General features: G+C 41.3%; 18 protein-coding genes. 13 read left to right on the top strand and 5 right to left on the bottom strand.

Annotation, left to right across the window (positions count from 1 at the left end; all coding sequences use genetic code 11):
- Positions 1-97: 97 nt before the first annotated feature.
- Positions 98-979: a MerR family transcriptional regulator gene (locus MED121_RS12340; protein WP_009834037.1), complete on the bottom strand. Its 882-nt coding sequence runs from the start codon at positions 977-979 to the stop codon at positions 98-100.
- 229 nt (positions 980-1,208) lie between these two features.
- On the opposite strand from MED121_RS12340, the gene MED121_RS12345 reads away from it, so the two are divergent.
- Both MED121_RS12345 and MED121_RS12350 read left to right on the top strand, forming a co-directional pair.
- Entirely contained in the window at positions 1,209-2,096 is an 888-nt protein-coding gene (locus tag MED121_RS12345; protein WP_009834038.1) for a DUF547 domain-containing protein, read from the top strand.
- 152 nt (positions 2,097-2,248) lie between these two features.
- Positions 2,249-3,247, top strand: coding sequence for a DUF1722 domain-containing protein (locus tag MED121_RS12350; protein WP_009834039.1), 999 nt, complete (start codon positions 2,249-2,251; stop codon positions 3,245-3,247).
- An 81-nt stretch (positions 3,248-3,328) separates the two neighbouring features.
- On the opposite strand, the gene MED121_RS12355 is transcribed toward MED121_RS12350, so the two are convergent.
- The 3 genes from MED121_RS12355 to MED121_RS12365 form a co-directional block, all read right to left on the bottom strand.
- A complete protein-coding gene (locus MED121_RS12355) occupies positions 3,329-4,897 on the bottom strand; it encodes a PAS domain-containing methyl-accepting chemotaxis protein (RefSeq protein ID WP_009834040.1) in 1,569 nt (522 codons plus the stop codon).
- 292 nt (positions 4,898-5,189) lie between these two features.
- On the bottom strand, positions 5,190-5,711 hold the full coding sequence (locus MED121_RS12360) for a GNAT family N-acetyltransferase (RefSeq protein ID WP_009834041.1): 522 nt from the start codon (positions 5,709-5,711) through the stop codon (positions 5,190-5,192).
- A gap of 251 nt (positions 5,712-5,962) precedes the next feature.
- Positions 5,963-7,855 (bottom strand): methyl-accepting chemotaxis protein, encoded by a 1,893-nt coding sequence (locus MED121_RS12365; protein WP_009834042.1) that lies wholly within the window; start codon positions 7,853-7,855, stop codon positions 5,963-5,965.
- 287 nt (positions 7,856-8,142) lie between these two features.
- Here MED121_RS12365 and MED121_RS12370 point away from each other — a divergent pair, with 287 nt between their 5' ends.
- Entirely contained in the window at positions 8,143-8,694 is a 552-nt protein-coding gene (locus MED121_RS12370) for a TlpA disulfide reductase family protein (protein ID WP_009834043.1), read from the top strand.
- Positions 8,695-8,878: 184 nt separating this feature from the next.
- Positions 8,879-9,193 (top strand): hypothetical protein, encoded by a 315-nt coding sequence (locus tag MED121_RS12375; RefSeq protein ID WP_009834044.1) that lies wholly within the window; start codon positions 8,879-8,881, stop codon positions 9,191-9,193.
- A 58-nt stretch (positions 9,194-9,251) separates the two neighbouring features.
- Here the strand turns inward: MED121_RS12375 and MED121_RS12380 are convergent, their stop codons facing one another.
- Positions 9,252-9,500, bottom strand: a complete 249-nt coding sequence (locus MED121_RS12380) for an accessory factor UbiK family protein (RefSeq protein ID WP_009834045.1) — start codon at positions 9,498-9,500, stop codon at positions 9,252-9,254.
- 436 nt (positions 9,501-9,936) lie between these two features.
- Here MED121_RS12380 and glnK point away from each other — a divergent pair, with 436 nt between their 5' ends.
- From glnK to radA, 9 genes are all read left to right on the top strand, one after another.
- Positions 9,937-10,275, top strand: coding sequence for a P-II family nitrogen regulator (gene glnK, locus MED121_RS12385; RefSeq protein ID WP_009834046.1), 339 nt, complete (start codon positions 9,937-9,939; stop codon positions 10,273-10,275).
- A 51-nt stretch (positions 10,276-10,326) separates the two neighbouring features.
- On the top strand, positions 10,327-11,592 hold the full coding sequence (locus tag MED121_RS12390) for an ammonium transporter (RefSeq protein ID WP_009834047.1): 1,266 nt from the start codon (positions 10,327-10,329) through the stop codon (positions 11,590-11,592).
- Between the two features lie 168 nt (positions 11,593-11,760).
- Positions 11,761-13,044: an urea ABC transporter substrate-binding protein gene (gene urtA, locus MED121_RS12395; RefSeq protein WP_009834048.1), complete on the top strand. Its 1,284-nt coding sequence runs from the start codon at positions 11,761-11,763 to the stop codon at positions 13,042-13,044.
- A 249-nt stretch (positions 13,045-13,293) separates the two neighbouring features.
- A complete protein-coding gene (urtB, locus tag MED121_RS12400) occupies positions 13,294-14,865 on the top strand; it encodes an urea ABC transporter permease subunit UrtB (RefSeq protein ID WP_116371639.1) in 1,572 nt (523 codons plus the stop codon).
- Complete coding sequence (gene urtC, locus MED121_RS12405; protein ID WP_009834050.1) at positions 14,862-16,049, top strand: urea ABC transporter permease subunit UrtC; 1,188 nt, start codon at positions 14,862-14,864, stop codon at positions 16,047-16,049. The genes urtB and urtC overlap by 4 nt, the downstream gene beginning before the upstream one ends.
- Before the next feature lie 113 nt (positions 16,050-16,162).
- A complete protein-coding gene (urtD, locus tag MED121_RS12410) occupies positions 16,163-17,023 on the top strand; it encodes an urea ABC transporter ATP-binding protein UrtD (protein WP_242603213.1) in 861 nt (286 codons plus the stop codon).
- Positions 17,020-17,736, top strand: a complete 717-nt coding sequence (gene urtE / locus MED121_RS12415) for an urea ABC transporter ATP-binding subunit UrtE (protein WP_009834052.1) — start codon at positions 17,020-17,022, stop codon at positions 17,734-17,736. Before urtD ends, urtE begins: the two co-directional genes overlap by 4 nt.
- A gap of 194 nt (positions 17,737-17,930) precedes the next feature.
- Entirely contained in the window at positions 17,931-18,848 is a 918-nt protein-coding gene (locus tag MED121_RS12420; protein ID WP_009834053.1) for a hypothetical protein, read from the top strand.
- A gap of 119 nt (positions 18,849-18,967) precedes the next feature.
- Positions 18,968-20,356 (top strand): DNA repair protein RadA, encoded by a 1,389-nt coding sequence (gene radA, locus MED121_RS12425; protein WP_009834054.1) that lies wholly within the window; start codon positions 18,968-18,970, stop codon positions 20,354-20,356.
- The last annotated feature ends 3 nt before the right edge of the window (positions 20,357-20,359 follow it).

The following is a 20,359-nucleotide window of genomic DNA, read 5'->3' on the forward strand; positions in this document are numbered from 1 at the left end:
CCTCTCATGGCTCCCCATAAAACATTGAGAGCCGTTACTTGTCTACAGGCTAAATCCTTACGATTTCTTTCTCCTTGCTGTCAGAACCTTATCTCGCCTAAGCAGGCTGCTTTAGTAAATATTGACTAAATTCAGATAAAGCTGAGAAGACTTGATTTTGCGCCACTATTTGAGAAATTATAGCGGCTGTTCCACATATCACGATATTCTGATCTTGTGCTAATACCTCTTGAGCAAGCTGTTTTTGCTCTTGCCCCCAAACACCATCTTGATAAAAAAGTACCTGGTACGCCTGCTTTTCCTTTCTTATTTCAATCAGGCTATCTAAGGTGATTGTCTGATTAATCAGCTGCACATTAACATTCGCATCCGCTAATTCTAGGCACAAGAATAACAAGGGCCAGATTGCGGTATTGTCACCCAATGTCACCACCAAATTATGGCCGTCAGGTGAAGATTTAGGCTTATCAGCTTGGCTATTTTTAAGGCGCCTTAAGGTATAAGCCAATAACTCACTTTCAATAAAAGCACGTTGAGCCCTATTACCCGCTTCTTCTTTTTGCAAAAGGCTAAACAAGGGTTCAAATACATTTTTATGGCAAACCTGCACAGGGTAATTCACAAAGTAATCAGCAATAACTTTTTCTAGTTGATGCGACTGATAAGTTTGACTAGCCATTTGTATTTGCGTGATGGCATGCTGCCAAAGGGTCATATCTTGCTTGCTTTCATCACTTGGCGTTTGTTTGAGCATGGCCTTTACCTTGCCCACTGAGACTCCCCTCGCAATTAAGGACAGGATTTTTTCAACCTTCTTCACATCATCTTCACTGTAAAGTCGATGCCCTTTATCAGTACGCATGGGGGTTAATAATCCATAGCGTCTTTCCCATGCTCGAATCGTCACGGTATTCACTTGCGTTCTAGCGCTCAATTCTCGAATCGGAAATAGGTCATCAATGTTTACAGCGTCTTTCATAAATTCTCTTCGTCTCGTTTTAAGTCAATCATAGAATATAGATGATACAGGTTTAATTCTTGTACAAGTTTTATCTATACGCAAACCTTTTTTGTATAAGTTATATAAGAAAATTCTAAAGTATTCGCTTTTTATATGAAATAAATGGAACTTATCAAGCCATTCTTAGTTCAAACAAAAGTAATGACGAAAACACCTAGTGTTACCCCATAAAACAGGAGTCTGAACAATGTCCCCCCTCCGCCCTGAAAGCAAAGCTCAATTAAATTTTCTTTTTACTGGTTTTAAAAGCCTCACATCTCCCCCTGTTATGTTGCTTTTTTTTCTACTTGTTTATGCTCAAAGTTTTCTATTAAATGCAGCACCTAGCAAAGATCTTGATCCAAGGTGGGCAGAGTTTGCAGCCGAAAAAAGCATAGATTTAGACCACCAAAATTGGCAGTTATTTCTTGATAAATATGTGATTTTTGATGATCAAGACCAATCTTATATGGCCTATGAAAAGGTCAGTGAGCAAGATAAATTAGCGCTAGACAACTACATTGATTATCTCGCAAATTTAGCCCCTAGAACACTAACAAAAAAGCAGCAACTGCCCTATTGGATTAACCTATACAATGCGAAAACTATCTCCCTCATTCTTGATAGCTACCCAATTAAAAGCATACGAGAAATTGGGGACTCATGGTTTAAATCAGGTCCTTGGGACGACAAGGTATTAAGCATTTCCAGTAGAGACGTTTCTCTAAATGATATTGAACACAGAATTTTGCGGCCTATTTATCAACAAGCCAGCATACATTATGCCCTTAACTGCGCCTCTTATAGTTGCCCTAACTTAAACGCCAGCGCTTTCACTCTTGAAAACGCCCAAATATTAGTCGCTGAGAATGCCAGACAATATATCAACCATGCCAGAGGCGTTAGTTTTAATAACAAAGGAGAGTTAGTGCTATCAAGCATTTATAAATGGTACAAAGAAGATTTTGGACGTACTTATCTGGATCTAATAACACACTTAATTGGCTACTCAGACAAGGCATTAGGTGAAAAATTAAGAGCTTATGATGGGGACATTGATTATGAATATGATTGGAATTTAAACGAATTAAACTAGTGTTTAACTCTCTTGCGATAAGATTGTACAAGCCAACAATGATACAAAAATAAAAACTGTATAAGTATTTTCTTGCCTTTTTTCTATTCTTGTACAAGTATTAGTTATATAAAAAATAACTTTGTATAAGTTTTTAACTTAGGAGTAAGAAGATGAAAAATACCAACATCATTCCAACCTTGACCCTTGAGAGCCAACAAGAGCATGAGATTACCCTAGGTTTAAGCGCTTGCTTAGCAGGGCATAATGTTCGTTTTAATGGCGGCCATACGCAATCAAAGCTCTGTCTTAATGTGCTAAGCGAGCACTTTAATTACATGACATTCTGCCCTGAAGTCGCTGCCGGGTTTGCCACACCAAGACCCACTATGCGTTTGAATGAAGATAAAAACAAAGGGGTAAGGTTAAGCTACAGTAATGATCCTGATTCAGATGTAACAGATCAACTTGTACAAGGCTTTACCCCAGCACTAAGTGAATTCGATCAGCTTGATGGTTATATTTTAATGAAAAACTCACCAAGCTGCGGTATGTCTCGCATTAAGGTATATCAGGAAAACGGCATGCCAAAACGCGAGATGAGCCAAGGTTTATTTGCCGCGGCCTTACAAGAGGCTTATCCCCTCATGCCAATTGAAGAAGAAGGCCGTTTAAATGACGCCCATCTATATGAAAACTTTATTTTAAGGGTTTATGCTCATCACTATTTTAGAGTTGAAGTATTAGAGCAACCAAGCTTACACAAGCTGATGCAATTCCATACCAGCTATAAATACATCTTGCTGTCACAAAATCAGGTGCTTTATAAACAGCTTGGCCAGCTTCTCGCGAAGGGGAGTAAGGATCAAATCGACACCTTAGTAAATGAATATTTCACCTTGTTTATGAGTGCACTATCAAGACCAGCACCTAGAAAAGGCCATGTAAATACCTTGCTACATGTCTTTGGCTACTTTAAACGTCAACTTTCAAAAAGTGCTAAGCAGAGTATTTTACGAACAATTAAGCAATATCAAGCGGGCCAATTACCCCTAGTTACCCCTTTGACGCTACTACAGCATTACACTGAGCAATTTGGTAATGACTATTTGCGCCAACAAAGATATTTTGCCCCTTACCCACAAACACTAGGCTTGGCTAACCACGTTTAGTAGCAAGCACCCACCTGAATCAAAGAGCAAAAAAGCCACTAGATTGGATCAATCTAGTGGCTTTTTTATTAAGAGATATAACTAGTGGGTTGAGAAACGACGAATAATAGAATGTACATTATCCACTGTTTGCTCAAGCTCAACCCCAGAAGCTAAAGTTTGCTCAGCGATCCCCTTGGTATGATTGGCACCATCAGAGATATCCGTTACCTGCTGATTAATATGCTCTGTCATGGCACTTTGTTCTTCAACCGAGGCTGAGATCTTAATCGTCATATCTAAGATTTCTTTCACCGCACCACTGATTTGATCCAGTGAAGAACGAGTTTGTCCCACAATATTCACCCCCTGTTTTGCGACGGCTTCACCTTCTTGAGACACAGATACAGCACTTTGAGCTCGACTTGAAAGTACTTGAATGACTTGATGGATTTTCTCTGTCGACTGGCGTGTTTTTAACGATAAGGAGCGCACCTCATCTGCCACCACACTAAAGCCTCGTCCATGTTCACCGGCTCTAGCCGCTTCAATCGCAGCATTAAGCGCTAATAAGTTAGTTTGATCTGCAATCATGCTAATAAGATCTGCGGCTTCGCCAATTTCTTCAGTAGACTGGGCTAGCTCTTTAATCGTCACGGCAATATCTTCAACGGATTGGCTCAGTTTATCGATCACCTGCAATGCATCACTGGCGAGCTGACTGCCCGTATCCACATGGGACAAAGCGCCATGGGCGTTAGCTGTATTGCTTTGCACTATGCTGGTAATGTCTTCTATGGCCGTGGCCATTTGATTAATGGCACTCGCCACTTCTTGGGTTGCGGTGTTTTGCTGGTAAATTGCCACATTGGTTTGATTAACTTGATCTTTCGCTTCATGGGCAATCTTACCCAGTCCTGCCGCAGAATCTTCAATGCGAGTAAGCGAAGTACGATTGCGGGCAATTTCACAAGCAAAGGCAAGCTTGGCTCTTGCCTGATGTCCACTTTCGGCAAAATAAGTTTGTGCAATTAACGCATTAGTATAAGTGCCTTGATTCATGTCGCAAAGTTGCTGCCAATGGGACTTAGTCGTTAGAGATTGCCACAAACAGGCTGCAAAAGTACCAAGCAGAGCAATCCCCGAAGCCAAGGGGCTCACACTGGCATAGAGTAGTGTAGAAGAAATAAAACCAGGAACCAAAATGGGTGCGTTTTTACGGATAAGTCCAGCAAATAACTGAAACCGGCTGCGAGCAGACTTACCTTGATTAAGCCTATGATAAGCGCGTTCAGCCCTGGCTTTTTCGGATTCGCTCGCATTAATACGAACCGACTCATAGCCAACCACCTTATCACCCTCATACACAGGAGTCACAAAAGCATTCACCCAGTAAAACTCACCATTTTTTCGCTTATTCTTAACCAGCCCCATCCATACATTGCCTGATTTTAAGGTTCGCCACATTTCTGCAAACGCAGCTTTAGGCATGTCTTGGTGACGAATAATATTATGAGGTTTACCAATTAACTCATCTCTTTCATAGCCACTTACCAGCGCAAAGGCATCATTGCAGTAAATGATATTTCCTTTTGTATCTGTGGTTGAAATAAGACGATCTTGCTGGGAAAAACGATATTCTTGCGAGGGTGCTTTGAGTTGAGACTTCATCTACCTACCTACATTTAAACCACTGTCTATCGCCAATTTTTACAGACTTTATACTTCTCTAATTACTCCCTAAGCTTGGTCATAATCACGACCAAATCTGCCTTATATACGACATTTATTTAGGTTTTTTTAGGTAAGAGACTCTCTGCAAAAAAGTACTAATTTTGATAAACGGCGATTATATAGGATGCAAAGCAAAGCCTATAATTCACACAAATTATAGTGAATGGGATTACAGCTTTTTAAATCTGATCTTAGCCCTGTAAACACCTCTGTTTGTTAATATATAGAATCAATTAGTTAGAGCTTGTTTAGCATTTTTTACCAAGGGTTTATTGATAAAGTGTCGCATACGATAAGCATGCATAACTTCAAACCCAGAGCCCTCATAAAACCCCAAATGCTCATCTAGTTTTGCAATTGTTGGAGCGGAAAGATCAATACAGCCCCATTGCTTTTGATGGCCAAAAAGCTTCACTTCTTCCATCAATTTTCCACCAATCCCCGTGGAGCGAATATCAGGGGAAACATAGAACTCTTGAATCATACCAATTCTTCCTCCTCCGCTTAGAGAGTAGGATTCACTCAAGGTTGCGACAGCGGAAATAGCACCATCAACATACCCTAAAATGGCAAAATAATTACCCTCTTTCATCATTTCGTAACAAGAATTTGCTGTATCTTCGAGCAAAATATTAAGCTGTTTTGTTTTCGCTCTATCGCTTAATTCTATCTCAAGCAATACCACTAAAAGCCCAATATGCTCCGCATCATCTAACTCTGCTTGTCTGAATTTAATCTTCCTAAAATCCATGAAAATAGCCTTAATAAATGAAGTAAAGCCGGCAAAAAATATTAACAAAGTCACTAGATAGAAAAATATAAAAGCCTTAATTAGTCAGCAGCGACTCATAAAAAGGCTTTCAGTATCAGTTACGTTTCCCTACACTTTTTAACATTTCACCTTAGCTTCTGTCGTTTTTAGATAGGTTTTCATCCATTTATCGTCATATCTATTTTTATCAAACACTAAAGTCTCAATAAATAAAGCAGACTTATTGCATACTAGCTCATTTTGAAAACTTCAACGGATTCATTAAGAGACGCAACACAGTCAGATACGCTAGAGGCAACTTCAGTATTGCTTCTTGAGTTATCAAAGGTTTTTCTTGCTAAATCATGAATACCTGTGACGTTTGCACTGATCTCACTCGCTACCTGTGTTTGTTGATCCGCCGCGGTCGCAATCTGTGTATTCATATCATTAATCACATTGACTGAACTGCGAATTGATTCTAAAGCACTCGTTGCTTGGGATGACTTAGATAAGGTTTGCTGTGCATTCTCACAACTTACTTGCATCAAATTTACCGAACTAGAAACAGCCCCTTGTAAACGAGTAATCATCTCCTGAATTTGACTGGTACTTTCTTGTGTACGGCTCGCTAAGCTTCTCACTTCGTCTGCAACAACGGCAAAACCTCGACCTTGTTCACCAGCACGGGCAGCCTCGATCGCTGCATTCAAAGCCAGCAGGTTAGTTTGCTCAGCAATATCTCGGATTACATTCAGGATATTACCAATACCAGCAGCTTCACTTTCTAGTTGTGTTACCACTTTTTGCGATTCTTCAATGCCCTCAACAAGTACTTCAATGCTGGTATTCATATCAGTCACAGTATTAATCCCATCGCTAGAATAGTCATTGGCAGAGGTGGTCGCTTTAGACGCTTCAAGGGCGTTTTGCGCAACCTCTTTTACTGTATTCGTCATTTCGTACATGGCAGAAGAAGTATGTTCAAGACGCTTCATTTGCGACTCTGAACTTTCCATCACATTTGATGCTGATCCTAAAATGCGGCTTGAAGCATTATCAAGCTCAGTACTGGTTTGGTTGATCTTAGAGATGGTACTGCGCAGATTTTCTACCATCACAAACACAGCAGCATACACCCCGGTTTCCTTACCTGTTGCTTTGTCTAGGTTGCTTAAATTGCCACCTGCAATTTGATTAACAATTTTTTCTATTAACTTAGGTTCTCCACCAATTGGCAGATACATAATTTTGTTTATGAGGTAGTAAGCAATCACCAAACTAATCAGAATTAAAATGGCAGAAAGTATGAGGTTGAAGCTTAAATTTTGATTTGAAGCGGCATTGATATTACTCCAATCGTCCCATGCCCAAGTTGTCCAACCTAACAAGGCCATTTTTGATGCGACCACAAAGTATTCTTGCCCTTGGTATTCATAAGAATGACTGTGATTGTCATTTGAGTTTTGTAAATGGACTTTATAGCTAGGTAAAATACTTAATAGGTCTTCACCTAATAAGTCCGTATCTTTAGCTGCCAATACATAGCCATCAGCATTCGTGACATAAATTTGATTTTCAGGAGTTAAGCCTGCAATAAAGTTAGTTAGCTTGTTAATGGACAGATTGACACAAATAACGCCTATCACTTTACCATCGCGAATTATGGGTACACCTGCCGCCATAACAGCAAGCCCTTCTGAGCTCACATAAGGCTTGGTCAGTATGTTATCTTCCCCATTAAAAGCTCGTAAAAACCACTCTCGATTTTTCGTTTTCGCATTAAAATTAGGAACAAGGCCTTTAGAAGTGGTGGAATAAGTCAAACCGTCTGGGGTGGCAACATAGGCATTTAGCACATCTAACTCACCTATGATGGATCTAAGTGATTGCACTGCTTCACTAAAGTTTTCATCTTGAGCCGTTAAATCTATTTCATTCGACATAACATGCAATACATCAAAAATTCTGCCCATTCGTTGTTCTATGGCACTACTGACTAAGAAAGATTGAGTATCTAATTTTTCTGTATAACCTGCGACTGAAGCTTGCTTAAACCCTAAGAAACTTGTGAGAGAAATGAAACTGATCATCGTGACAAAAAGCGCCCCGATACAATAAATAATTTTTGCTTTAGCTGTCATTCGAGTTGCCTATATTAGGTAGTTTAAATCGCAAAACCAAAAGTGAAACCGCATTCCAAAAAATGAAGATAAATTAACTTGGATTCACTTAACAGCTTTTATCGCAAGAGAAATGTAAACTTTCTTATTAATGTGAATTTCTCTCCCCACTCATATAAAAATATTGAATAATTGCTTTCACTAAGGGCACTTTTGTCTCAGTTATGACTCATAACTACAAATGCTTCTTTGTGAATCGGTATACTGGACTGACTTAAACTTTTATTTATATTTAACGAGTAACACCCATGCCTATATTTAAACCTTCCTCTTTTTCACGATTCTTCATTTGGCCTAGCCTCAGCTTATTAACGCTTGCCCTTACACCTGGATACGCTCAAGTATTTGCACAAGCGGATTCGCCTATTGCCCCCAACGCAGAGATTACTTTACCTCTTGTACTAGAGGCCGCTAAGACAGGACAGGAAATGAGCCTAAAAGACTATGAAGGCCATACATTACTGGTCGATTTTTGGGCATCGTGGTGTGGCCCTTGTCGAGCCTCCTTCCCTTGGATGAATAAGATGCAGGCAAAATATAAGGATGAAAACTTTAAAGTGGTGGCAATTAATTTGGATGTCAGGCCTGAGCTAGCCTACGCCTTTTTAGAACAGATTCCCGCTGAGTTTGATGTGTTATTGGATGAGAAAGCCGAGCTACCTGATGCCTATAATGTTATCGGTATGCCCACCAGCTATTTAATTGACAAAGAAGGCCGACTAAGGGCTCAACATATTGGTTTCCATGACTCTAAACTTGATGAATATGAAGCAGGGATTAAAGCCTTATTGGCCGAATGAGATAAAAGATAACAGGTGAAACACACGTATAAATACCGATATTAACTTCAATATCGGTATTTTTTTAACTAATTTAGACAAAATTGCTGGATTTTTAAACAAAATAGCCTAGTTATCGGCACGAACTGGTTGTTTTTTAGCCAGTTTGGTTCGATACTTAAAAAGTGTACCCTGAGGTCGTGTTATGGAAATTAACTCTTCATCAAGTTCAATGAATCAATATTTCTCATCAAAAGCCCAAACGAATGAGAAAGTCGCCTATGGCATAGGGCAAGCAAATCGCGAAGATGTCACCCTGTCAGATAAAGCCAAGTACATGCAAATGCAAGACAAGAACAATCAAGATGATCTTTCATTATTAGAAGGTAGTGAAGGCGAACAAGAAGCATCTGACGACGCGATTAGAGTAACCACCACCATAGGTAGAAATGCAGCGGCAGGTAACTATACCCGCGCTGAAGCGATGGAAATTTATCGCTCAATTCAAAACTTACTTTGATTATTGAAAAGCCAATAAAAGTGATCTTATTTGACGTATAAGATCACTCTTACATTTGTTATTTATCCTGCAGTTGTTGTTCTAGCTTCTGCATTCTTTCTTCCAGTTCAATCACACGCTCACGGTATTTAGCTAACATCGCAGCTTGCACATCAAAATCTTCACGTGAAACCAGATCCATCTTATCCAATGTCGATTTAGCCAATTGCTGTACTTGAGCTTGAATCTCTTTACTAGGAAGCTTACTTAACTGCGCAGCAGTCTCACCTAAAGTGTTGCCCATTTGTTTAATAAAATCATCAATCATAATGCTCTCCTTAATTCTGCAAAAACGTTAAAGCGCGTTTCATGCACAGGCCATTACGACCTGTGCTAAAAATATGTGCATAAGTTTACCACTTATTCCCAGCTTAACGTCATCTTATCCCCGATTAAAAAATCTGCTCTAAAAAAGCGCACTCCGATAAAAACACATTGTTGTCATTAACTTAATGGGGTTTTAAGCCTTTAAATCGCTCCCGAAAAAGACCTAAGCACCAGATTAGAGCAGCATTGTTTTTAAACGCCCCATAAAGAGCTAGATCCTCTTAGTAATTCTTATCAAAAGTTAACAATATCGTTCAGCATAAGAAACAAAGTATTGAAATTAAACAAGTTTTTCAACATGGCACACATGTTGAATATAGACAATTAGAACTAAATCATGAAATCGAATTGGAAATAATAAAAAGGAGCGTGACGCTATGAAGCTTATCACTGCCATCATCAAACCATTTAAATTGGACGACGTGCGTGAAGCCTTGTCTGATATTGGTGTACAGGGCATTACCGTAACTGAAGTAAAAGGTTTTGGACGCCAAAAGGGCCACACTGAATTGTACCGAGGTGCAGAGTATGTTGTGGACTTCCTTCCTAAAGTAAAAATCGAACTCGCCATTTCTGACGACATTGTTGATCAAGTAGTTGAAGCAATCACCAATGCTGCCAACACAGGCAAGATAGGGGACGGTAAGATCTTTATTGTCAATTTAGAACAAGCAGTTCGTATCCGTACCGGCGAAACTGGCGAAGAAGCAGTTTAAGCCAAGACAGTATCTCTAGCAGTCATATATTAGCCTTTAGGGGGGCGAATCATGCAAGATCAAATATTTCATTTACAATATGCCATGGACACTTTTTACTTCCTAGTGTGTGGCGCACTCGTTATGTGGATGGCAGCAGGCTTTTCCATGTTAGAAGCCGGCCTAGTCCGTTCTAAAAATACCACTGAAATTCTGACAAAAAACGTCGCGTTATTTGCCATTTCTTGCATCATGTATCTCGTTTGCGGTTATGCCATCATGTATGACGGTGCAACCTTTTTATCAGGTATTCAAAATGTTGATGTTACTAGCACATTAGGAGATTACGCTGGCCGTGAAGGCGGTTTTGAGGGCGGCTCTATCTACTCAGGTGCGTCTGACTTCTTCTTCCAAGTTGTTTTTGTCGCAACTGCAATGTCTATCGTTTCCGGCGCTGTTGCTGAACGTATGAAACTATGGGCTTTCCTAGCGTTTGCAGTCGTCATGACAGGGGTTATCTATCCTATGGAAGGTAGCTGGACATGGGGCGGTGCTTCTGTTTTCGGTCTATTTAACCTTGGCGATATCGGTTTCACTGACTTTGCAGGTTCAGGTATTGTTCACATGGCAGGTGCTGCAGCCGCACTCGCTGGTGTCTTAGTACTAGGTGCTCGTAAAGGCAAATACGGACCTAAAGGTGAAGTACGTGCGATTCCAGGTGCTAACCTACCACTAGCAACTTTAGGTACTTTCATCCTATGGATGGGTTGGTTCGGCTTTAACGGTGGTTCTGTGCTTAAGCTTGGTGATATTGCCAGCGCTAACTCAGTTGCCATGGTTTTCCTTAATACCAACACAGCCGCTGCTGGTGGTGCTATTGCCGCTATGTTGCTAGCACGTATTCTATTCGGTAAAGCTGACTTAACCATGCTATTAAACGGTGCGCTTGCTGGCCTAGTTGCTATCACAGCTGGCCCAGACACACCATCTGCACTGGGCGCGACATTAATTGGTGCTGTCGGTGGCCTAATCGTAGTGGTTTCTATCCTAGCTTTAGATAAGTTAAAAATTGATGATCCAGTGGGTGCTATCTCAGTTCACGGTGTTGCAGGTCTTTGGGGTCTTCTAGCAGTTCCTCTTACTAACGACGGCGTAACCTTTGGCGCTCAGTTGATTGGTGCACTTACCATCTTCACTTGGGTATTTGTAACTAGCCTAGTAGTTTGGCTTATCATCAAAGCGGTTATGGGCATCCGAGTAACCGAAGAAGAAGAATACGAAGGTGTCGACCTTTCTGAATGTGGTATGGAAGCTTATCCAGAGTTCAACAAGAGCTAAGCTAATCCCCCACACTATCACTACTTGTACCTAGTTCTTGGGGCTCCCCCTCTAGGTACAAAGCAATACCCAGTAAAAGCCCAGCTCACAGGGCGGGCTTTTACTTCTCTTCTATAAGTTTTACAGCGTGATTATTAATTTTCTTTAATTACAGAGGACGTGTTACTTATGCAACTCAAAAAGCTTATCGCAAGCCTTACGTTAGTCAGCGCCAGTCTTGTTTCTATTCATGCTCTTGCCAGTGAGACCATCAAAGTGGGTGTACTTCACTCCTTATCCGGCACCATGGCAATCAGTGAAACCACCCTTAAAGATACGGTTCTTATGATGGTGGAAGAGCAAAACAAAAAAGGCGGCCTACTGGGTAAAGAGTTAGAAGCCGTCGTGGTTGACCCCGCATCTAACTGGCCCTTGTTTGCCGAAAAAGCCCGTGAGCTTCTGACCGAAGCTGAGGTTGATGTGATTTTTGGGGGTTGGACATCTGTTTCACGTAAATCTGTCCTGCCTGTCATTGAAGAATTAAATGGATTGATGTTTTACCCAGTTCAATACGAGGGTGAAGAGTCATCGAAAAATGTGTTTTACACAGGCGCTTCACCGAATCAGCAGGCGATTCCGGCGGTTAACTACCTGAAAGACGATTTAGACGTTGAGCGTTGGGTGTTAGCAGGCACAGATTATGTTTATCCAAGAACAACAAACAAAATCCTAGAGGCCTATTTAACTAGCCTTGGGGTTGCCAAAGAAGACATCATGATCAACTACACTCCATTTGGTCATTCTGATTGGCAATCAATCGTATCGGATATTAAAAAGTTTGGTAGCCAAGGTAAGAAAACGGCAGTGGTGTCTACGATTAATGGCGATGCCAACCTACCTTTCTATAAAGAGCTAGGTAATCAGGGCATTAACTCTGAAGACATTCCCGTAGTGGCATTTTCAGTGGGCGAAGAAGAGCTTTCTGGCTTAGATACCACTCCATTAGTAGGCCATTTGGCGGCATGGAATTACTTCCAAAGTGTTGAAACAGATTCTAACGATGAGTTCATTGAACTTTGGCGTGCGTTTACCAAGAACCCTGAGCGTGTGACCAATGACCCCATGGAAGCCACTTATATTGGCTTTAAAATGTGGGTAAATGCCGTACAAAAAGCGGGCACGACTGACGTTGATGCCGTTGAACAAGCCATGATAGGGCAAGAAGCAAGCAACCTCACAGGTGGCACAGCCCTCATGAATAAAAACCATCACTTAAGCAAGCCTGTCTTAATCGGTGAAATTCAAGATGATGGTCAATTTGAGGTTGTTTGGGAGACAGAAAGTACCGTTGCAGGGGATGCATGGTCTGACTTTCTTCCTGGCTCTAAAGACCTCATATCCGATTGGACTGCACCTGTAAAATGCGGCAATTACAACACGCAAACCAAGGTGTGTTCTGGCCAGAAATTTTAATCATATCAGCGTTGTAGCCATACAGAGGGGCGTTTGGTCCAGCACTCGTCCTTCTGTTTTTAACCGCAACCAGCTAAGTCATTAGCATAGAAAAAAACCCACCGTACTGAGCCTTAACAAGGCATACATCAGTATTTCTTTTTCTTGGTTGCGGCCTTTTTAATAACTTCACTTTTTCAAGGGAGTGATTTTTTGAAGCCTATTATCACGCTAATTTATTGCTTTTTAGTCAGCTTAAGCACTGGTCTAATGGCAAATGATTTAGCCAATAACCCAACCTCACTTAACCCACAAACAAGCAATGAATTACGACTTGCGCTAACCCAAGTCAAACTTAAGGCCATGCCACCTCTGTTAATGCAAATTAAGCAATTAGAAGAGCAACAAGCCTTACCTCTATTTAAAACCTTACTGGCTGGCAGGCTTTATTATGTCAAAGCAGACAAGCGTTTAATTCAGATGCAAAAAAAGGGTAAAGAAAGACATTATTTTAGCTTAGAAACAGATCAGCCACTGAGTGAACTTAGCAAAAATCAGGTCAAAAAAGTTAAGCTTAACAATGCGGTTCGACGCTTACTTAAATCAACCATTGCCGAGCTTGAATTAAACCATCCTGATCCTGAATTACGCCAAGCTGCCATCGAAAGCTTACTGAAGAATTTGGATAGCAAGTTAATCGCACAACTTGAACAAAGACGGTCCCTTGAGACACAAGAAAAAATACGCGAACTGATTCAAGTGGCTTTAAATTTGTTTCAATTAAAAACGAATCCAAGCCCAGCAAAACAAATTGAAGCCATAGAAAAACTTGCGGACAGGCTAGAGATTCCCGTTAAAAATCAGCTTACTCAAGTTGCTGAAAACAGTATTCACCCAGAAGTTAAACAAGCCGCAATTAGGGCGTTAACTAAGATAGAGCATGCGACAAACCGCTACGCCCTTGTGGATCAGCTATTTTTTGGCTTAAGCCTAGGCTCTGTTCTTTTACTTGCCTCTATCGGTCTTGCCATCACCTTTGGTGTCATGGGAGTGATCAACATGGCCCACGGGGAAATGATCATGCTCGGGGCTTACACCACCTATGTGGTGCAGTTACTCATGCCAAACCATATCGATTATTCACTTTGGGTCGCCATCCCAGCGGCCTTCATGGTGTCTGGTTTAATGGGAGTCATTATCGAAAGAGGGGTAATTCGTCATTTGCATGGCCGCCCTCTTGAAACCCTTCTGGCCACCTTTGGTATCAGTCTTATCTTGCAACAGCTAGTCCGTTCGGTTTTTAGTCCACTTAACCGCCAAGTCTTCAGCCCAAGTTGGATGACAGGATCATTAGAGATTAATCCCGTTTTATCTCTCACTTTGAACCGCTTATACATACTCGCGTTTGCCTTAATAGTCTTCTTTGCCCTACTCACCTTATTACGTAAAACCTCATTAGGTTTGAATGTGAGAGCCGTTTCTCAAAATCGTAATATGGCCAAAGCCATGGGAGTGAAGACTGGCTGGGTAGATGCCATGACCTTTGGTTTAGGCTCAGGTATTGCCGGTATTGCCGGTGTCGCTTTATCTCAGCTCACTAACGTCGGTCCAAATCTGGGCCAAGCCTACATCATAGATTCTTTTATGGTGGTGGTATTTGGGGGTGTTGGAAACCTCTTTGGCACCCTAGTTGCGGCCTTCTCTTTAGGCATCGCGACCAAGTTCTTAGAGCCAATGACAGGGGCAGTTTTAGCCGCCATTATTGTCTTAGTCTTTATCATCCTCTTTATTCAAAAGCGCCCTAAAGGCCTCTTTCCTCAAAAAGGGAGAGCAGCAGAATGACATTCATGAATACTTTATTTGGACAAGGGAGAAATGGCTTACAATCTCGTCAACAAGCAGGTCAAAAAACCTTGCCCTTTGTTGCCATCCTTGTGATCAGCACCTTGTTGGCCTGTGCATCTAACTTACTATTAACAGAAGACTCTCCCCTGTATGTGAGTACTTACACAATTACACTTTTAGGGAAATATTTATGCTATGCCATGTTGGCTTTAGCGGTGGATATTATCTGGGGATATTGTGGCATTTTAAGCCTAGGTCACGGGGCCTTTTTTGCACTTGGGGGCTATGCCATGGGCATGTATTTAATGCGCCAAATTGGTGATCGTGGGGTTTATGGTGACCCTGTTTTACCCGACTTTATGGTTTTTCTCGATTGGAAAAGTTTGCCTTGGTTTTGGCAAGGTATGGATCAGTTTTGGTTTGCCATCTTAATGGCGGTTGTCATTCCTGGGTTATTGGCTTTTATCTTTGGTTGGTTGGCCTTTCGCTCTAGAGTGACGGGCGTGTATTTATCCATTATGACCCAAGCGCTGACCTATGCTTTGTTGTTGGCTTTTTTTAGAAATGAAATGGGCTTTGGTGGTAACAATGGCTTAACGGACTTTAAAGAGATTTTAGGCTTTGATTTACAAGCGGATGCAACCCGCGTGTCTCTCTTTGCCATTACGGCGTTTTTGTTAGCCGTTATTTTTATCATTAGCCAATATTTAATGAACTCGCGAATGGGTAAAGTCATTTTAGCCATACGAGACGGAGAAAGTCGTGCTCGATTTATGGGCTATCATACTGAGCGCTACAAGGTCTGGTTATTCGTCTATTCAGCCATTATTGCAGGCATTGCTGGGGCTCTTTATGTACCCCAAGTTGGCATTATCAACCCGGGAGAGTTCTCGCCAATAAACTCAATCGAGATAGTGATTTGGGTGGCTGTCGGCGGCCGAGGTACCTTGATTGGCGCGATTATTGGTGCCCTTATTATCAACTATGCCAAAACCCGTTTTACCGCCCTCTTTCCTGAAGCTTGGCTCTTTGCATTAGGTGGTTTGTTTGTCCTAGTGACCCTGTACCTGCCAAAAGGACTCATGGGGCTATGGGAGACACTCCAAACAAAACTCAACAAAGCAGCACCAGAAGCAGAAATAGAGCCAAAGGATGAAATAAAAACAGGAGTGTCATCATGAGCCAGAATAATGCCAAGCAATTCGATGACCTTAAACGTTTTGAAGCTAAGCTCAATGCCCCTTTTCAAAGTTTAAAAACTAGCTTTCGTCGTGATCAAGTTTGGCCCTTCCTGATGCCTAACGAAACTAAGGCCAATATTGATAAAAATATCCTCTTATATATTGAAGGTTTAAATTTAAGTTTCGATGGTTTTAAAGCCTTAAACGACCTCAATCTTTATATTAATCAGGGTGAACTGCGTTGTTTAATTGGTGCCAACGGGGCGGGCAAAAGCACCTTGATGGATGTGATTACGGGTAAAACCCAGTGTGATTCAGGCCAAGTTTATTTTGGCCAGAATATCGACCTTCTTAAGCAAGATGAAGCCAGCATTGCCAACCTAGGCATAGGTCGTAAATTTCAAAAGCCGACCGTATTTGAGCAACAAAGTGTGTTTGATAACTTAGAACTTTCACTAAAGGCAAACAAAGGGGTTTTACCCACACTCTGGGCCAAAATAACCCCGTTACAACAGGATAAGATACAACATGTATTAAGCATTATTGGCTTATCTAAGCAGGCCTATCAATTAGCAGGCTCGCTTTCTCATGGACAAAAACAATGGTTAGAAATTGGGATGCTACTTGTCTCAGAACCTAGACTTTTGCTGGTGGACGAACCGGTTGCAGGTATGACGCCACAGGAGACCGAACGGACCGCTGAATTACTCACCTCTTTAGCAGGAGAACGTACTGTCATTGTGGTAGAGCATGATATGGAATTTGTACGCAGCATTGCCAATAAGGTGACCGTATTGCATCAAGGCAGTGTGCTGGCCGAAGGCAGCATGCAAGAGGCGCAATCAAACCCAGAAGTCATTGAAGTCTACCTAGGCGAAGAAGCTGCTACACCAGCACCGAAGGTTAAAAACCCGATAGATAAAGCCAATAACAACAAGGTCAGTTTGATTGCCGATAAGGGAGTAAAGATATGATTTCAATGCAAAATATTGATCAACATTACGCATCAAGCCAGATTCTTTGGGACCTTAATTTAGATATCAAGGCGGGCTCTATTACCTGCATTATGGGTCGCAATGGGGCAGGCAAAACAACCCTACTCAAAGCCTTAATGGGGCTATTACCCATCAGCTCTGGCAAGATTCAGCTAACCCATCAAGGTGATGCTAAGCAAGTTGAAGACCTGCATAAAAAAAGCGCCGAAAAAAGAGCCTTTTCAGGCATAGGCTATGTGCCCCAAGGGCGAGATATCTTCCCTATGCTGACAGTAGAAGAAAATCTCAAGATTGGCTTACCCGTAAGAAAAGATAAACTTAAGCATATTCCCGAAAAAATCTTCGAACTCTTTCCCGTTTTAAAAGACATGCTACACAGGCGGGGTGGTGATTTATCCGGTGGCCAGCAACAACAACTCGCCATTGGCAGAGCCTTGGTACTTGACCCAAAGGTGCTTATTTTAGATGAACCGAACGAAGGTATTCAGCCTAATATAGTGCAGCAAATCGGTGATGTTATTTTAAAGCTTAATAAAGAAGAAGGCCTGACCGTTATTCTAGTGGAGCAAAAGCTTGGCTTTGCCCGCCGTGTAGGACAAGAGTTCAGGCTGATGGAAAAGGGCCGCATTGTGTGCAGCGATAAGATGTCAGAACTCAGCGATGATTTAATCAAGCAATATTTGGCGGTTTAGCTTTATTAAGGACAAGGTTAGTCTGTGATTTTCATGATTAACCTTCCACTCGCAAATTAAATTACTGTTTTAGACTAAGTATATTTATCAAACACCTTAGTTTAACTAACGATCAATATTAAAAATCCCTTCTACTTTATCTTGAAGTGCTCATGTAAAATCTCACTTTTACTATTCTTAAAATCGAGTCATGGATGATTAAAATAGCGCTTTTTTTCGTAATTTCGTTACTTTCAACTTTTATACAGGCCGAGAAGCTAAAAGAAGAGAATACAAACTCGGTACTTAATGAATTGAGAGATAAGGTTACTTCCTTAGAAGCAATAATTGCTCAGATTGAAAGCAATATGCATACAAAAACAGATCAACTGAGAAGTAAAGCCTTAGAGTTAGAAAAGGAAGTTAATACTCAAAAGGATTCAATTAGTACTCTCTCGACCCAAAATGAAAGTTTAATATCACTTAATCATGAACTAGCAGAAAGTTTAGCTATTTCTCTTAATAATACTCGCGACCAAGATCTGAGAATTAGCGAAATTTTTGAAACAATAAATAAAACCGAAGATAAACAATGGTCATGGGGTCAAATTATTTCGTTTGTAGCCACAGTAATGGCCTCTACAGCGACTGTATTACTTGCCTTCTATGCATCAAAATGGAAAGCTCAAATAGATAAACAAGATGAAACAGAAAGAGTTAGACAAGCTGACTACTTTGAAAGAGATGTAAAATACAAAACTTTAAATGAGCTACTTGATGCTCACAGAGTCTATATTAATTGCTTTATTAAGAAGCAAACTTATGAAAACTCTACTAGAGAGCCTCCAGAAAATATAGAGCATCAATACAAAGCATCTCTTGAGCAATACGGATCTATTTATTACAAATATAGAGTTTTTTTTAATGATGACGGATCAATGATTACTAAAGAAAGCCCCGCTTTCATACTCTCATTTTTGGATGCTTTATCAAAAGACCACCCTAAACTATCTCCAGAGGAACAACGAAAAGATATATTAAGAGCCATTCAACGGATTAGTATTGAGCAACATGAAACTATTTATATTGGAATTAAAAGTTTTTTTAACAGGCAAACTTCTTCTAAAAAATGAACTCGACACTGTCTTTTTATACAGTAAAATTTGCTTATCTTTTCCATTTGCCTAAAATAGCCATTCATTAGGACAGTGGCTAATCCATTGTCCACCAGCTGACTTGATGGAGTGGTGACATGGCTAAAGCCAAAACAGCCTTTGTGTGTACAGAATGCGGTGCAGATTATGCAAAGTGGCAAGGCCAATGCCAAGCCTGCAAAGCTTGGAACTCATTGTCTGAGATCAAGCTCACGTCATCCAAAACATCAGCTCGAGTGGCAGCCACACAAGATGCCAAATTAACGGGTTATGCAGGGGCAACCACAGGTATTCAGGACTTGTCTGAAGTTGACCTTGGTGATGTGCCACGCTTTAGTTCAGGCGCCAGCGAATTTGATCGGGTTCTGGGTGGCGGTTTAGTACCCGGTGGCGTGGTGTTAATTGGTGGCCACCCGGGAGCAGGTAAAAGTACCCTGTTATTGCAAACCATGTGCTATCTCGCTCAGCAACAAGCGGCCCTCTATGTTACGGGTGAGGAATCATTACAACAGGTTGCCATGCGAGCTCAACGCCTTGGTCTACCTACCCAGAATTTAAAAATGCTGTCCGAAACCAATGTGGAATCCATTCTTCAAATTGCCCAACAGATGAATCCAAAAGTCATTGTAATTGACTCAATACAAGTTATGCATCTAGATGGTATTGAGTCAGCCCCAGGCAGTGTTTCACAAGTTAGAGAAAGTGCCGCTGTATTGACTCGTTTTGCCAAGCAAACTCAAACAGCCGTCTTGTTAGTGGGTCATGTGACCAAAGATGGTACCTTGGCAGGACCAAAAGTATTGGAACACATGGTGGATTGCTCTGTGTTATTAGAAGGCTCTGAAGATTCACGTTTTAGAACCTTAAGGGGCATGAAAAACCGCTTTGGTGCCATTAATGAGCTGGGGGTTTTCGCCATGCTTGAAAATGGTTTAAGGGAAGTTAAAAATCCCAGCTCTATTTTCTTAAACCGCTCTAAGCAACCCGCAGCGGGTAGCTTAGTCATGGTCGTTTGGGAAGGAACGCGCCCTCTTTTGGTTGAGCTGCAAGCCTTGGTTGATGATTCTGCCTTTAGTAACCCCAGACGTGTCACTGTCGGTTTCGATCATAATAGATTAGCCATGTTATTGGCGGTGCTTCACAAACACGGCGGCTTATTAACGTCCGACCAAGATGTCTATTTAAATGTAGTGGGTGGCGTCAAAGTCATGGAAACCAGTGGTGATCTAGCAGCTATTGCCGCGGTTGTCTCAAGCTTTAGAGACCAAGCCTTACCGGACAATCTTGTGGTCTTAGGAGAAGTCGGCTTGTCAGGGGAAATTCGCCCAGTGCCATCAGGCCAAGAACGTATTATTGAAGCGGCTAAGCATGGTTTTGTGAAGGCGGTTGTACCCAAGGGAAACTGCCCAAAGAAAAAGGTCGCTGGTATGGAAGTGATTGGCGTAGAGAGGCTGTCTGAAGCGCTTGATGCGATTTTTGAGCGTTAAAAA

The sequence above is a fragment of the Marinomonas sp. MED121 genome, assembly GCF_000153025.1.
GTDB lineage: Bacteria > Pseudomonadota > Gammaproteobacteria > Pseudomonadales > Marinomonadaceae > Marinomonas.